Origin of the sequence: Pseudomonas sp. NKUCC02_KPG (assembly GCF_019345465.1) — a bacterium.
GTDB lineage: Bacteria > Pseudomonadota > Gammaproteobacteria > Pseudomonadales > Pseudomonadaceae > Aquipseudomonas.
Genome location: NZ_JAHKRC010000009.1, coordinates 116479 through 129739, shown reverse-complemented (window position 1 = coordinate 129739; position 13261 = coordinate 116479). Strand labels below are relative to the sequence as shown.

Here is a 13261-nt window from a genome sequence, read left to right as displayed (position 1 = left end):
CAGGCCGCTAGTGTGCCCGAGTGTTGCCGCGCTGTCAGGCCACGGGGCCACGGGGGTAACGCTTGAGCTTTTCTATCAGTTCGCTGCCGGGGATCGGACGATCGAACAGATAGCCCTGGCCCACATCACAACGATGGCGGCGCAGGAATGCCAACTGTGCAGCGGTTTCAATGCCCTCGGCAACCACTTTGAGCTTGAGGTTGTGGGCCATGGCGATCACGGCGGAGGTGATCTCCATGTCGTTCTGGTTGTCGGGGATGTCTTTGATGAAGCTGCGGTCGATCTTGATGATGTCGATCGGAAATTTCTTCAAGTAGCTGAGCGAAGAGTAGCCGGTGCCGAAATCGTCCATTGCCAGGGTCAGGCCGAGCTTCTTCAGCTGATCGAGTTGCAGGCGGGTGTCGTCGGTGGCTTCCAGCAGCAAGCCTTCGGTCAGTTCCAGCTCCAGCAGTGCGGCCGGGAGCTGTTCTTCCTTGAGGATGCTGGCAATCGAGGCCACCAGGTCCGGGTCGGAAAACTGCTTGGGTGAGACGTTGATCGCCACTTGCAGATTACCCAGCCCGGCCAGGCTCAGTTGCTTGCTCATTCGACAGGACTGGCGGGCGACCCATTTGCCGATGGGAATGATCAGCCCTGTTTCTTCGGCCACGCTGATGAACTGGTCCGGGCGGATCATTCCGTTCTTGGGGTGGTTCCAGCGCAGCAGGGCTTCCATGCCCAGCAATCGCCCGGTGCGAAGGCACAGCTTGGGCTGATAAAACACTTCGAGTTCATTTTGCGTGAGGGCACGGCGCAGGTTGTTTTCGACAAACAGCTTGTAGCTTGCTTCGGCATTCAGGGCTTCAGTGAACACTTGCACCTGATGCTTGCCGCAGGCTTTGGCCTTGTGCAGCGCCAGGCCTGCGTTGCGCATCAGGGTTTGCGGGTCGCGGCCGTGCAAGGGGGCACAGGACACACCGACCGAGCCGGTAACGCTGATCAACTGGTTGTCGACGAACATCGGCTTGTCGAGGGTCATCAGCAGTTGGCTGGCAATCTGCTGGCCTGTCACCAGGTCTGTGTCGTCCAGCAGTACCGCGAATTCATTACTGGCAAAGCGCGCCAGACCGTCGCTGGGGCTCAGGCTGTTGCGCAGGCGGCGGGCCAGGCTGATCAGCAGCTTGTCACCGGTCTGGTGGCCGAGGCTGTCGTTGATGCGTTTGAAGTTGTCGATGTCCACCAGTAACAGGCAAACCTGTGTGCTGCTGTTGCGGGCGAAACGCTCGTCGAGGCTGCGGATAAAAGCCGGGCGATTGCCCAGATTGGTCAGGTTGTCGGTGTAAGCGAGGCGCTCGATACGCTGCTGCGCCAGCTTGGCGTCGGTGATGTCTTCGTAAATACCGATGTAGTGGGTCAGTTCCCGGTTGTCGTCATAGACCTTGGAGATCGACATCTGGCCCCAGTAGGGCTCCAGGTTTTTACGCCGACTTTTGAACTCACCCTGCCAGCTGTTGCCATTGCTCAGGCTTGAATGGGCATCGAAGAGTAACTCGCTGAGGTTTTCCAGCGCGGGTAGCTCGGACAGCTTGTGGCCCTGGACTTCCTCGGTGCTGTACTGGGTGATGGCGGTAAAGCTGGGGTTTGCGTATTCCACCACGCCGTCGCAGTTGACCAGCAAAAAGGCGTTGGCGCTTTGCTCGACCGCACGCTGGAACAGGCGCAGGGCGTTGGTGGCGGTCCGTCGATTGTGGTTGTTGATGACCTGGGCAAACTGGTCGGCCAGTTCGCCGGCAAAGGCGATCTCATCCGCCTGCCAGATGCGTGTTTTGCCGATTTGTTCCAGGCACAGGACGCCGACGACCTGCCCATCGATGCGTATGCCTGCATCGAGCATGGCACTGGCTTCGCATCGCCCCAGGCTTTCCACCAGCTTGCGGGTACGCGGGTCGCGACTGGCATTCTGGGCGTCGATCGAGCGGCTGGTGTGCAAGGCTTCGAGGTAGTCGGGGAAGAGGCTGGCGTCGAAGATATCTTGTGCGATGTGTGCCTGGGTCTCGTGCTGGAAAGCTGAAACCGGCACCAACTGGCTGCCTTCGAGGTTCCACAGGCTGGCCCCGTCGATTTGATAAATGTCGCAGGCACTGCGTGTGATCAGTTCGGCGGCTTCTTGCAGCGAGTTGTGCTGGCTGTACCGGTGGCGAGCCAGACGCAGAATTAAATCCTGCTGAGCGCGTACGCGCTCCAGGTGCTGGAGCTGATCGTGTTGGGCGCGCTGATTAAGTGCCAGTGCGATCTGCAGGCGACTGTTTTGGGTCTCAAGCTCGGCCACAGGCGCCGGCAATGGGCTGGCAGCGCTGTCTTCAACCGCGAGCAGGTAGCCGCGCAAGAAGTGACGGTTGTGCTGCTTGTACGCTTCGCCCAGCTCCATCAGGTTCAGTGGGCCGAGAGCGGTGTGCAAGGTGTAATGCACCACGTAGTGGTGGCTGGTTCTGAGCTGGTACTCAATGGCATCGTGCAGTCGATAGCGGGCCTGGGGCTCCATCAAGCTGGCATAGGGCGAGCCAACCAGCGCGCACAGCTCTGCCGCGGGTACACCGAATTGGCGTTCGCAGTGAGGGTCGAGGTAGAACATGGCCCAGCTGGCTTCGTTCAGCCGTTCGAAACGCAGCATGCCAAGTCTGGAAGGCACGGGGAGCTGGGTTACGACCTCGGCTGCCATCCGCGGGGCAGCATCGGGTTGGCTTTTCATTGGGGCACTCGCTTCACAAATGCGGATTGCGCACGGGCTGTCACCCTGTTTCTGTGGTTTGCGGCAAGGTTGCATCATGCTCACGGCGCTGACAAGTGAACATAAAGGCTAAGTGCTATAGGGGCTTATCGGCCGGCCAACGGATTTCTGCAGGCCGACCCACAAGGTTTAGCACTTATGTCAGCGTAATGGTCGCTGACTCGATGATTTGGCCATTGTTATTGTGAAAATCGACCTTGAGCTTCTGGCCTTCAATGGTCAGGCAGGCGAAGTTGTCCTCGCTCACCACTCGGCTGGTGAGTGTGAGCGAGTAAGTGCCTGTACCGATCGTCGTCAGGGGGCCGTTGACGATCAGGTCACGGGCTTTGGCATACGGCAGCAGCTTGGTATTGCACAAGGGTGAAGACACGATGCTGTGTACGACAAACCCCGGGCTTTTGCTGTGGCGCAGTTGGCAAGTCAGAGAGCCATGAATGTCACCGGAGACGAACACCACGTTTTTGATGGCGTTGGAGCGAATGGTTTCAAGTATCCGGTTGCGCTGCGCCGCGAATGCCTTCCAGCCGTCATCGCCGCGCTGTTGATCGGGCATGAACATGACGCTGCTGACGATGAACTTCACCTTGGCCGTGCTGTTGATCAGCCATTTCATCAGTGCGTATTCCTGCTGGGTGCCAATCATGCTTTTGGCATTGCCGGACAGGGTGCGTTCAGTGCGGCAGTCCATGACAAACCAGTCGATATCGCCGTCTCCAAATGAGTACCAGTAGTGCTTCAGATCGCGGTTGATGCGTCCATCGGGCCGCAGTTCGTGTGCGGGACCGTGGCTGCATTGATAGATCTCATAAGCCGTCATGGCGTTGTTGTAGAGCTTTCGATCAGTACTGTTCTGATTGGCTGGCCAGTTATCCTCGATTTCGTGGTCGTCGAGCATCATGTAGGTCGGCGTGCCCGACATCAGGTTGCGGATATGGGGTTGTGAAAACGCCGCCTGGTATTTTTTGCTGATGGCAGCGAATTCTCGGTCTGGCAACAGGACATTCAGGTCGTCGACATACACCTGGTCGCCGGTCATCACGACGGCATCGAGGGGCCGCTGCTGGTTCAGCGAGCCAATGGCACTGAAGATTCTGTCCCCCAGTTCGGGGGCCGAAGGTATGCCTGCCGTCAGCCTGAGGTAGCGGCACGAGCCTGTGACATAGCGACGTATACGGCTGGGTTGGTTGGACGTGGTCTTGAAAGTGTAAAGGTGTGGCGGCCACTTGAGCGGGATCAGCTTGACGGTTTCGGGTGTGTGGTCCTGGCGCTCGGTGGAGAACCAGCCTGCCTGGTATTCGTAGCGGGTGTCGGCGCTCAGCCCGCTCAGGACCAGGGTGTCGGACATGTCGAACTCAGTGCTCAGCCTTGAGTACACGCCTGCTGACCACTGGCTTTGACCGACCTTTCGATGCCGGATGCCCGCGAATACAGCGTTTTTTTTATCGGATGCGCCGCGTACAAAAATACGGGCGTGTTGTGCAGTGGTAAATCCCAGAATCGGGCCTACGGTAGGTCTGTTCACATCGAAATCCTTTCTGATGTAAGGCGCTATTTGTCGCGCGGTTAAAGTCCTTTGGTTAACCGTAGAAGTCGCAGGGGGAAGCTACCCACTCCTGGATTCTGCGTGGGTTGTAGTGCGGCGCTGGTGCGAGTGGTGGGAGATTGTGTGTATGGGAATGGCTGAATCGCAGGCAAAAAAAGCCCCGCCAAATGGCGGGGTTGAGGTACGAGCGTGGCGCTCGGAAAACAGTGCGCTACCCCGGCCTTCGGTGAGGAAGGCCGGGGCGGGGCTTACAGCAGGATCGTGCGGATGTCGCCCAGCAACTGGCTCAGACGCTGGGTGAAGCGTGCAGCAGCGGCGCCGTTGATCACACGGTGATCGTAGGACAGCGACAGTGGCAGCATCAGCTTCGGCTGGAAGGCTTTGCCGTCCCAGACAGGCTGGATGGTTGCCTTGGAAACGCCGAGGATCGCCACTTCCGGTGCGTTGACGATCGGCGTGAAGCCGGTGCCGCCAATGTGACCGAGGCTGGAAATGGTGAAGCACGCGCCTTGCATGTCGTCTGCGGTGAGCTTCTTGTCGCGGGCCTTGGCAGCCAGCGCAGCCGCTTCAGCAGCCAGTTGCAGCAGGCTCTTCTGATCAACGTTCTTGATCACAGGGACCAGCAGGCCATCCGGGGTGTCAACGGCGAAGCCGATGTTGACGTACTTCTTGCGGATGATCGCTTTGCCGCTTGGCGCCAGCGAGCTGTTGAAGTCCGGCATTTCCTTGAGCAGGTGCGCGCAGGACTTGAGCAGCAGAGGCAGTACGGTCAGTTTCACACCGGCTTTTTCTGCGACGGCTTTTTGCGCAACGCGGAAGGCTTCCAGCTCGGTGATGTCAGCCTGGTCGAACTGAGTCACGTGCGGGATGTTCAGCCAGCTGCGGTGCAGGCTCGACGCGCCGATTTGCATCAGGCGAGTCATGGCCACTTCTTCAACTTCGCCGAAGCGGCTGAAGTCCACAACCGGGATTGGCGGAATACCGGCACCGCCGGTAGCGCCTGCAGCCGGAGCTTCCTTGGCCTTCTGCATCATGGTTTTGACGTAAGCCTGCACGTCTTCCTTGATCACACGACCGTGTGGGCCGGTTGGGCTGACCGCGCTCAGCTCGACGCCGAATTCGCGGGCCAGTTGACGCACGGCCGGGCCGGCGTGAACTTTGGCACCCTTTGGCGCAGGCGCGGCGGCCGGGGCAGGTGCTGCCTCGGCTTTGGCGGCCGGTGCCGGGGCAGCAGCAGGCGCTTCAGCTTTTGCCGCAGCAGGAGCAGGAGCAGCCTGAGCTGGAGCTGCTGGCGCAGCAGTGCCGGCAACCTTGAGCTTGAGGATGAAATCGCCAGTGCCGACTTCGTCATCCAGCTTGACCGAAATGCTCTCAACCACACCGGCGGCTGGCGATGGAATTTCCATGCTGGCCTTGTCGGATTCGAGGGTGATCAACGATTGATCAGCCTCAACGGTATCGCCGGCCTTGACCAGGACTTCGATGATTTTGGCCTTGCCCGACGAGCCGATATCCGGGACGTGGATGTCCTGGATGGTGGCAGCGGCAGGTGCAGCCGGGGCCGCAGGGGCCTCGGCAGCAGGGGCAGCAGCAGGTTGTTCGGCTGCGGCCGGAGCCGCTGCAGGGGCTGCAGCTTCAGGCGCCGCAGCGGCGCCCTCGACTTCCAGTTCCAGCAATTCGTCGCCTTCTTTCAAGCGGTCGCCCAGCTTGATCTTCAGGCTTTTGACGATACCGGCTTTAGGAGCAGGGATTTCCATGCTCGCCTTGTCCGATTCCAGCGTCAGGATGCTCTGATCGGCTTCGATACGGTCGCCGACTTTTACAAACAGCTCGATGACTTCGCCGTCGCCGCTGCCGATGTCAGGTACTCGAATGAGTTCGCTCACAAATATTCTCCTCAGCAGTCCAGTGGGTTGCGTTTTTCCGGGTTGATGCCGAACTTGACGATGGCTTCTGCAACCACCTTGGGTTCGATATCGCCACGGTCAGCCAGTGCTTCCAGGGCTGCCAACACCACGAAGTGACGGTCTACTTCAAAGAAGTGACGCAGTTTTTTGCGGCTGTCGCTGCGGCCGAAACCGTCAGTGCCCAGCACTTTGAATTCCTTGACCGGTACCCACTGGCGAATCTGTTCAGCGAACAGCTTCATGTAGTCGGTAGAGGCAATGACCGGACCTTTACGGCCAGTCAGGCACTCTTCAACGTAGCTCAGCTTAGGCTTCTGGCCCGGGTGCAGACGGTTGCTGCGTTCAACGGCCAGGCCGTCGCGACGCAGTTCGTTGAAGCTGGTAACGCTCCATACGTCAGCACCGATGTTGAACTGTTCACGCAGGATGATCGCCGCTTCACGGACTTCACGCAGGATGGTGCCGGAGCCCATCAGCTGAACGTGGTGCGCCGCTTCCTTGGTGTCTTCCTCGAGCAGGTACATGCCCTTGACGATGCCTTCCTCGACACCGGCCGGCATGGCTGGCTGCTGGTAAGACTCGTTCATCACGGTGATGTAGTAGAAGACGTCCTGTTGCTCTTCGGTCATCTTCTTCATGCCGTCCTGAATGATCACCGCCAGCTCATAGCCGTAGGTTGGATCAAAGGTGCGGCAGTTCGGGATGGTACCGGCCAGGATGTGGCTGTGACCGTCTTCGTGCTGCAGGCCTTCACCGTTGAGCGTGGTGCGCCCGGCGGTGCCGCCGATCAGGAAGCCACGGGTGCGGCTGTCGCCAGCGGCCCAGGCCAGGTCGCCAATACGCTGGAAGCCGAACATCGAGTAGAAGATGTAGAACGGCAGCATTGGCTGGTTGTGGTTGGAGTACGAAGTGCCGGCGGCGATGAAGGAGCTCATGGCGCCTGCTTCGTTGATGCCTTCTTCGAGGATCTGACCTTTTTTGTCTTCGCGGTAGAACATCACCTGGTCTTTATCGACTGGCTCGTAGAGCTGGCCGACGGACGAGTAGATGCCCAACTGGCGGAACATGCCTTCCATACCGAAGGTACGGGCTTCGTCCGGGATGATCGGAACGATGCGCTGACCGATTTCCTTGTCCTTGACCAGCTGCGCCAGGATGCGCACGAAAGCCATGGTGGTGGAAATTTCACGGTCGCCGGAGCCGTCAAGGATGGCCTTGAGGGTGTCCAGTGGCGGGGTCGGAATGCTGGTGCTCAGAGCACGACGCTGAGGAACGAAACCGCCCAGTGCAGTGCGGCGCTCGCTCAGGTAGCGGGCTTCAGCGCTGCCTGCTTCAGGTTTGAAGAATGGCAGGTTTTCGATTTCGTCGTCTTTGACCGGGATGTCGAAACGGTCACGGAACAACTTCAGGCTTTCAACATCAACTTTCTTGGTGTTGTGCGCCGTGTTTTTCGCTTCGCCAGCGCCGGTGCCATAACCCTTGATGGTCTTGGCCAGGATGACGGTTGGCTGGTTCTTGTGGTTGACCGCTTCGTGGTACGCCGCGTAGACCTTGTACGGGTCGTGGCCACCACGGTTGAGTTTCCAGATCTCGTCGTCGGACAGATCAGCAACCATCGCCTTGAGTTCTGGCGTGTTGAAGAAGTGTTCACGTACGAACGCGCCGTCTTTGGCTTTGTAGTTCTGGTACTCGCCGTCGATGACTTCGTCCATGCGACGTTGCAGGATACCGTCGACGTCCTTGGCCAGCAGTGGGTCCCAGAAACGGCCCCAGATGACTTTGGTCACGTTCCACTGAGCACCGCGGAATACGCCTTCGAGTTCCTGGATGATCTTTCCGTTGCCGCGAACCGGGCCATCAAGGCGCTGCAGGTTGCAGTTGATAACGAAGATCAGGTTGTCCAGGTTTTCACGGCCGGCCAGGGAGATCGCGCCCAGGGATTCTGGTTCGTCGCACTCGCCGTCGCCCAGGAAACACCAGACTTTTTGCTTGCCTGCCGGGATGTAGCCGCGGGCTTCCAGGTACTTCATGAAGCGAGCCTGGTAGATCGCCTGGATCGGGCCAAGGCCCATCGATACAGTCGGGAACTGCCAGAAATCAGGCATCAGCCAAGGGTGCGGGTAGGACGACAGGCCCTGACCGTCTACTTCCTGGCGGAAGTTGTTCATTTGTTCTTCGGTGATCCGGCCTTCCATGAACGCACGGGCGTAAACGCCTGGCGAGGTGTGACCCTGGAAGTAGATCAGGTCGCCGCCGTGTTCGTCGGTCGGGGCCTGGAAGAAGTAGTTGAAGCCGATGTCATACAGGGTTGCGCTGGAAGCGAAGCTGGAGATATGACCGCCCAGGTCAGAATCTTTCAAGTTCGTGCGCATCACCATGGCCATGGCGTTCCAGCGAACCAGCGAGCGAATGCGGCGTTCCATGAACAGGTCGCCAGGCATGCGTGCTTCGTGGGTTACAGGAATCGTGTTGCGGTAAGGCGTGGTGATGGCATACGGCAGCTGCGAACCGGTGCGGGTAGCGAGCTCACCCATACGGGTCATCAGGTAGTGAGCGCGGTCTTCGCCTTCTTTGTCGAGAACCGATTCCAGGGCGTCCAGCCATTCCTGGGTTTCGACGGGATCGAGGTCTTGCATGGCTTGCTCCAGGGCGGATAGGCTTCCAGAATCGGTTGCCTGAGTTTGCGACTGGCCTTGTGGGCAGACGACATAAATTCTTGGATGGCCGGAGGTTGATTCCAGCGGCGTGTAGTTTTACTACAAATCGTCGGCCATTTCAGCCTTTCGAGTGTGTGGCTCAGTAGTAAAACTACAGGATTGGTCCTGATAGCCATCAGTTTGGTTGTGCGAAAAATCGATATTGTTGGTGTGTTTCTCGTCATTCAGCCTTATGTGCGCAGGCTGGATGCTAAACAATATGCGCTTACAGCTATTTATAACCTTTGTTCGACAGTCGGATTAAACCGCTGTTTCTTCCTGTCACCGTACTCGGCAACACCATCGCCGATCAAGGATAGACCATGAGCCTTCCGTCGCTTGCACCCATTCCAGGTCTTTTACAGCCATTGGCCAGTCGCGCCGAGCAATCCTGGCGCACGGCGGTCGCCGGGCTTGAGGGCGAACAGGGGCTCGATGACTGGTCGGCGCAGCGCTGGTTGGCATTTAACCGGGTCAGTGCCGCGAGTGACTTCTTTATAGAACAGTCATTACGTGACCCTTTGATGTTGCTTGAGCTTGCGGGCTCAGGCGAACTGGACCGCAGCTTTGCCCCCGGCGAGTTGTGTGCCCAGATCAGCGTTGCGGCGCAGGCTGCACCCACCGATGACGAGCTGGGCCGTGCACTGCGCCGCCAGCGTACCCGTCAACAGATCCGGATTATCTGGCGTGACATCAACCGCCAGGCCGACTTGATTGAAACCTGCCGCGACCTGTCGGACATGGCCGATGCCAGTATCGATCAGGCTTATCGCTGGTTGTACCAACGTCATTGCCAGCAGTTCGGCACGCCCACCGGGCATCGCAGTGGCGAGCCGCAGCAGATGGTGATTCTGGGGATGGGCAAGCTGGGTGCCGTAGAGCTGAACCTGTCTTCGGACATTGACCTGATTTTCGCCTACCCCGAAGGCGGCGAAACAGTGGGCGCCAAGCGCCCGCTGGACAATCAGGAGTTTTTTATCCGTCTGGGGCAGCGCCTGATCAAGGCCCTGGACCCGATGACCGTCGACGGTTTTGTGTTCCGCGTCGATATGCGTTTACGCCCGTACGGCTCGTCCGGCTCATTGGTGCTGAGCTTCAATGCGCTGGAGCAGTACTACCAGGATCAAGGCCGCGACTGGGAACGCTACGCCATGATCAAGGCCCGGGTCGTGGCCGGTGATCAGGCGATGGGTGCGCAGTTGCTCAGTTTGCTGCGCCCGTTCGTGTACCGACGCTACCTCGATTTTTCGGCGATTGAAGCGCTGCGCACCATGAAACAGCTGATCCAGCAGGAGGTGCGGCGCAAAGGCATGGCCGACAACATCAAGCTGGGGGCGGGCGGGATTCGTGAAGTCGAGTTTATCGCCCAGGCATTCCAGCTGATCCACGGCGGCCGTGACCTCAGCTTGCAGCAACGCCCGCTGCTTAAAGTGCTGACGACCCTGGAAGGCCAGGGGTATTTGCCGGGCGAAGTGGTTAATGAACTGCGCGAAGGCTATGAGTTCTTGCGCTACACCGAGCACGCGATCCAGGCCATAGCAGACCGCCAGACCCAAATGCTTCCCGACACCGGGCAGGATCAGGCGCGCATTGCATTTATTATGGGGTTTGACACCTGGGCGGCATTCCACGAGCAATTAATGGCGTGGCGCGGTCGCATCGACTGGCATTTCCGTCAGGTCATTGCTGACCCTGATGAGGAAGAAGTCATCGATGAAGGTGAACTGATCGTAGGCGGAGAGTGGTTGCCGTTGTGGGAGGAGGTCCAGGACGACGCCGCTGCCTGTGTCCAGCTGGAAGAGGCCGGGTTTGTTGATGCCCCCAAAGCCTTGAAGCAACTGGCGGCCCTGCGTTCCAGTCCGCAATTGCGTGCCATGCAGCGTTTGGGGCGCGAGCGCCTGGATGCGTTTATCCCGCGTTTGCTGGCCCAGGCCGTAGAGCACGCCAACCCCGATCTGGTACTGGAGAGGGTGTTGCCGCTGGTCGAGGCGGTGGCCCGACGTTCGGCTTATCTAGTGCTGTTGACCGAAAACCCCGACGCATTGCGGCGTTTATTGACGCTGTGCGCTGCGAGCCCGTGGATCGCCGAACAAATCACCCGCTTCCCGTTGTTGCTCGATGAGCTGCTCAACGAGCGTCGACTGTTCAAGCCGCCCCTGGCGCCAGAGCTGGCGGCCGAGTTGCGTGAGCGCCTGACACGTATCCCCGAGGACGATCTTGAGCAGCAGATGGAGGCCTTGCGTAACTTCAAGCTGGCCCACCGCCTGCGGGTTGCTGCCTCGGAAATCGCGGGCAGCCTGCCTTTAATGAAAGTCAGCGATTACCTGACCTGGCTGGCCGAGGCGATTCTGGAGCAAGTGCTGGCGCTGGCCTGGCGCCAGACGGTGGCCAAGTACGGAACGCCCCAGCGCACGGACGGCAGCTTGTGCGACCCCGGCTTTATTATTGTTGGCTACGGCAAGGTGGGCGGAATCGAGCTGGGACACGGCTCGGATCTGGACCTGGTGTTTATCCACGACGGTGACCCGAATGCCGAAACCGATGGCGCCAAGCCGATTGATGGCGCGCAGTTTTTCACCCGGTTGGGTCAGCGCATCATTCACTTGCTGACGGCCCAGACCAACTCCGGGCAGCTGTATGACGTCGATATGCGCCTGCGTCCCTCAGGTGCATCGGGATTGCTGGTCAGTTCCCTTGGCGCCTTTGAGCGCTATCAGGAAAGCGAGGCCTGGACCTGGGAGCACCAGGCGCTGGTGCGGGCGCGGGTGCTGGTGGGCTGCAAGCAAGTGGGCAGTGCGTTCGAAAAAGTACGTGCCAGCGTGCTGGGGCGTGAGCGCGACCTGCCTGTCCTGCGCCAGGAGGTCAGCGAGATGCGGGCCAAAATGCGTGGCAATCTTGGTACCCGGATAACGGCTGCCGGAACGGCTGAAAACGCCTTCGAGGCCACGGTGCCGTTCGACCTCAAGCAAGATGCCGGAGGTATCGTCGATATTGAATTTATGGTGCAATACGCGGCCCTGGCGTGGTCCAGGGAACATCCGGCGTTACTGCGCTACACCGATAACATCCGCATTCTGGAAGGGCTGGAGCAGGTCGGGCTGATGCCCGCCACTGATGCCAACCTGTTGCGCGAGGCTTACAAGGCCTTTCGCACCGTCGCCCACCGTCAAGCCTTGCAAAAGGAGGCCGGCGTGGTCACGGGGGATCAACTTGTAGTCGAACGTCAACACGTGCGACGCATATGGTCCGAGCTGGGATTGAGCTAGTTCGCTGGCTTAAGTACAGAGTTAAAGCTGTAAGAACGTATCCGGCGGGTCCATAAGGCCCGTCCAATTTGCCTGACGCCTCGTGGCGCGGGTGCTGGATTCTTTGAGGAGCGTAATGATGTCGATGGCTGATCGTGATGGTGTGATCTGGTATGACGGCAAGCTGGTGCCGTGGCGTGATGCTACGACGCACGTGCTGACCCATACATTGCACTACGGCATGGGCGTGTTTGAAGGTGTACGCGCTTACGAAACCCCGCAGGGCGCGGCGATTTTCCGCTTGCAGGCGCACACTGACCGCCTGTTCGATTCGGCCCACATCATGGGCATGAAGATCCCGTTCAGCAAAGACGAAATCAACGAAGCGACCCGCATTGCGGTGCGTGAAAACAACCTCGACAGCGCCTACATCCGCCCGATGGTGTTCTACGGATCCGAAGCCATGGGCCTGCGCGCCACTGGCCTCAAAGTCCACGTGATCATCGCGCCGTGGAGCTGGGGTGCCTACATGGGTGCCGAAGCGCTGGAAGTCGGGATCAAGGTGCGCACCAGCTCCTTTACCCGTCACCACGTGAACATTTCCATGACCCGGGCCAAGGCCAACGGTCACTACATCAACTCGATGCTGGCCCTGCAGGAAGCGATTTCCGGCGGTGCCGACGAAGCGCTGTTGCTGGATCCGGAAGGCTTCGTGGCCGAAGGCTCGGGCGAGAACGTGTTCCTGGTCAAGGATGGCGTGATTTACACCCCGGACGTGACGGCTTGCCTGAACGGCATCACCCGCAGCACGATCCTGACCCTGGCCACCGAGCTGGGTTACAAGTTTGTTGAAAAACGCATTACCCGCGACGAGGTGTATATCGCCGACGAAGCGTTCTTCACCGGCACTGCCGCTGAAGTGACGCCGATTCGCGAAGTCGACGGGCGTCATATCGGTATCGGCCGCCGTGGCCCGATCACCGAAAAACTGCAAAAAGCCTATTTCGACCTGGTGACCGGCAAGACAACGGATCACCCAGAGTGGCGTACACTGGTCAAATAAAGCGATATGGCACTACAGCAGGGAGGCGAATGCCTCCCTT

The 13261-nt window shown here is 59.3% G+C and carries 6 protein-coding genes; 2 read left to right on the top strand and 4 right to left on the bottom strand.

What is annotated here, in order from left to right; all coding sequences use genetic code 11:
- Nucleotides 1-34: 34 nt before the first annotated feature.
- The 4 genes from KO536_RS14120 to aceE form a co-directional block, all read right to left on the bottom strand.
- Nucleotides 35-2728, bottom strand: a complete 2694-nt coding sequence (locus tag KO536_RS14120) for a bifunctional diguanylate cyclase/phosphodiesterase (protein ID WP_219262162.1) — start codon at nucleotides 2726-2728, stop codon at nucleotides 35-37.
- A gap of 175 nt (nucleotides 2729-2903) precedes the next feature.
- Complete coding sequence (locus tag KO536_RS14115) at nucleotides 2904-4289, bottom strand: alkaline phosphatase D family protein (RefSeq protein ID WP_219262161.1); 1386 nt, start codon at nucleotides 4287-4289, stop codon at nucleotides 2904-2906.
- 269 nt (nucleotides 4290-4558) lie between these two features.
- Complete coding sequence (aceF, locus tag KO536_RS14110; RefSeq protein ID WP_219262160.1) at nucleotides 4559-6196, bottom strand: dihydrolipoyllysine-residue acetyltransferase; 1638 nt, start codon at nucleotides 6194-6196, stop codon at nucleotides 4559-4561.
- Between the two features lie 11 nt (nucleotides 6197-6207).
- Nucleotides 6208-8853 (bottom strand): pyruvate dehydrogenase (acetyl-transferring), homodimeric type, encoded by a 2646-nt coding sequence (gene aceE, locus KO536_RS14105; protein WP_133076695.1) that lies wholly within the window; start codon nucleotides 8851-8853, stop codon nucleotides 6208-6210.
- Nucleotides 8854-9236: 383 nt separating this feature from the next.
- Between aceE and glnE the strand changes: the two genes are divergently transcribed.
- On the top strand, nucleotides 9237-12179 hold the full coding sequence (gene glnE, locus KO536_RS14100; protein WP_219262159.1) for a bifunctional [glutamate--ammonia ligase]-adenylyl-L-tyrosine phosphorylase/[glutamate--ammonia-ligase] adenylyltransferase: 2943 nt from the start codon (nucleotides 9237-9239) through the stop codon (nucleotides 12177-12179).
- 118 nt (nucleotides 12180-12297) lie between these two features.
- On the top strand, nucleotides 12298-13221 hold the full coding sequence (locus tag KO536_RS14095) for a branched-chain amino acid transaminase (protein ID WP_019825360.1): 924 nt from the start codon (nucleotides 12298-12300) through the stop codon (nucleotides 13219-13221).
- Nucleotides 13222-13261 lie beyond the last annotated feature (40 nt).